At 51.3% G+C, this 3190-nt stretch carries 1 rRNA gene; it reads left to right on the top strand.

Features of this window, described 5'->3' with window-relative positions:
- Positions 1-165: 165 nt before the first annotated feature.
- Positions 166-3055 (top strand): 23S ribosomal RNA (locus H6G97_RS51170).
- The last annotated feature ends 135 nt before the right edge of the window (positions 3056-3190 follow it).

Genomic DNA, 3190 nt, shown 5'->3' with positions numbered 1-3190 from the left:
TGAGAGTTCAGCAACATGACTTATTAATAGAAGTCAGACTGCTGAGTGAAATCTCAGCCAGAACCTTGAAAACTGCATAGTAACGCGAAAAAAGCAGGCAGACACAGACATTCTTAATGGATGTTTTTGTGAATGCAAGTCATAAAAAGACCAAATGAATAGAGTGGTCAAGCGAATAAGGGCTAACGGTGGATACCTAGGCACACAGAGGCGACGAAGGACGTGGTTACCGACGATATGCTCCGGGGAGTTGGAAGCAAACATTGAGCCGGAGATTTCCGAATGGGGCAACCCTTAATACTACCTGCTGAATATATAGGCAGGAGAGAGCCAACCCAGCGAATTGAAACATCTTAGTAGCTGGAGGAAGAGAAATCAATAAAGAGATTCCCTAAGTAGTGGTGAGCGAAAGGGGAAGAGCCTAAACCAAAAGATTTATCTTTTGGGGTAGTGGGACAGCGATATCGAATCTGGCGGTTAAACGAAGCAGCTAAATACTGCACCAAAGAAGGTGAAAGTCCTGTAGTTGAAAACTCAAGGATAGTAGCTGAATCCCGAGTAGCATGGGGCACGAGGAATCCCATGTGAATCAGCGAGGACCACCTCGTAAGGCTAAATACTACTGTGTGACCGATAGTGAACCAGTACCGCGAGGGAAAGGTGAAAAGAACCCCGGAAGGGGAGTGAAATAGAACATGAAACCGTTAGCTTACAAGCAGTGGGAGGACTATTTAAAGTCTGACCGCGTGCCTGTTGAAGAATGAGCCGGCGACTTATAGGCACTGGTAGGTTAAAGCGAGAATGCTGGAGCCAAAGGGAAACCGAGTCTGAAAAGGGCGATAATCAGTGTTTATAGACCCGAACCCTGGTGATCTAACCATGGCCAGGATGAAGCTTGGGTAACACCAAGTGGAGGTCCGCACCGACTGATGTTGAAAAATCAGCGGATGAGTTGTGGTTAGGGGTGAAATGCCAATCGAACCAGGAGCTAGCTGGTTCTCCCCGAAATGTGTTTAGGCGCAGCGGTAATGATTATATCTGGGGGGTAAAGCACTGTTTCGGTGCGGGCTGGGAGACCGGTACCAAATCGAGACAAACTCTGAATACCCAGAGCACACATTGCCAGTGAGACAGTGGGGGATAAGCTTCATTGTCAAGAGGGAAACAGCCCAGACCACCAGCTAAGGTCCCCAAATCATCGCTAAGTGATAAAGGAGGTGAGAGTGCACAGACAACTAGGAGGTTTGCCTAGAAGCAGCCACCCTTGAAAGAGTGCGTAATAGCTCACTAGTCAAGCGCTCTCGCGCCGAAAATGAACGGGGCTAAGCGATGTACCGAAGCTGTGGGATTAACTAACGTTAATCGGTAGGGGAGCGTTCCGTCGTAGGTAGAAGCAGTAGCGGCAAGCAGCTGTGGACGAAACGGAAGTGAGAATGTCGGCTTGAGTAGCGCAAATATTGGTGAGAATCCAATACCCCGAAACCCTAAGGTTTCCTCCGCCAGGTTCGTCCCCGGAGGGTTAGTCAGGACCTAAGGCGAGGCCGAACGGCGTAGTCGATGGACAACGGGTTAAAATTCCCGTACTGATTGTAGGTTGTGCAGAGGGACGGAGAAGATGAGTGTCAGCCGGATGTTGGTTACCGGTTCAAGCGTCAAGATGTTGAGAGACGGCGAAAACGTTTCGAGTTGAGGCGTGAGTACGACCCACTACGGTGGGGAAGTGGCATAGTCTAGCTTCCAAGAAAAGCTCTAAACACGTTAACTTACAGTTACCTGTACCCGAAACCGACACAGGTAGGGAGGTTGAGAATACCAAGGGGCGCGAGATAACTCTCTCTAAGGAACTCGGCAAAATGGCCCCGTAACTTCGGAAGAAGGGGTGCCCACCTCAGACGTGGGTCGCAGTGAAGAGATCCAGGCGACTGTTTACCAAAAACACAGGTCTCCGCAAAGTCAAATCGACGCAGTATGGGGGCTGACGCCTGCCCAGTGCCGGAAGGTTAAGGAAGTTGGTCAGGGGGCAACCTTGAAGCTAGCGACCGAAGCCCCGGTGAACGGCGGCCGTAACTATAACGGTCCTAAGGTAGCGAAATTCCTTGTCGGGTAAGTTCCGACCCGCACGAAAGGCGTAACGATCTGGATGGTGTCTCAGAGAGAGACTCGGCGAAATAGGAATGTCTGTGAAGATACGGACTGCCTGCACCTGGACAGAAAGACCCTATGAAGCTTTACTGTAGCCTGGAATTGTGTTCGGGCTTGGCTTGCGCAGGATAGGTGGGAGGCGATGAAGTATTCCTTGTGGGGAGTATGGAGCCAACGGTGAGATACCACTCTGGCGAAGCTAGAATTCTAACCCATGACCATTATCTGGTCAGGGAACAGTTTCAGGTGGGCAGTTTGACTGGGGCGGTCGCCTCCTAAAAGGTAACGGAGGCGCGCAAAGGTTCCCTCAGCACGCTTGGAAACCGTGCGGCGAGTGTAAAGGCATAAAGGGAGCTTGACTGCAAGACTGACAAGTCGAGCAGGTACGAAAGTAGGCCTTAGTGATCCGACGGCGCAGAGTGGAATGGCCGTCGCTCAACGGATAAAAGTTACTCTAGGGATAACAGGCTGATCTCCCCCAAGAGTCCACATCGACGGGGAGGTTTGGCACCTCGATGTCGGCTCATCGCAACCTGGGGCGGAAGTACGTCCCAAGGGTTGGGCTGTTCGCCCATTAAAGCGGTACGTGAGCTGGGTTCAGAACGTCGTGAGACAGTTCGGTCCATATCCGGTGCAGGCGTAAGAGCATTGAGAGGAGTCCTCCTTAGTACGAGAGGACCGGGAGGAACGCACCGCTGGTGTACCAGTTATCGTGCCAACGGTAAACGCTGGGTAGCCAAGTGCGGAGCGGATAACCGCTGAAAGCATCTAAGTGGGAAGCCCACCTCAAGATGAGTGCTCTCACCACTTTAAGTGGGTAAGGTCACGGGCAGAACACCCGTTCTTAGGCGGTAGGTGGAAGTGCAGCAATGTATGTAGCCGAGCCGTGCTAACAGACCGAGGGCTTGACCTCAAAAATCATTTGGTTTCGCGTTACTTGCAGTCTTCAGGGTTTTGTTCACAGTTAACTGTTAACCGTTAACTGTCAACCAACCAGAGTTTTCCTGGTGTCTATTGCGCGGTGGAACCACACTGAACCCTTCCCGAA

Origin of the sequence: Nostoc flagelliforme FACHB-838, assembly GCF_014698065.1 — a bacterium.
GTDB classification, from domain to species: domain Bacteria; phylum Cyanobacteriota; class Cyanobacteriia; order Cyanobacteriales; family Nostocaceae; genus Nostoc; species Nostoc flagelliforme_B.
This window is presented reverse-complemented; position numbering and strand designations above follow the sequence as displayed.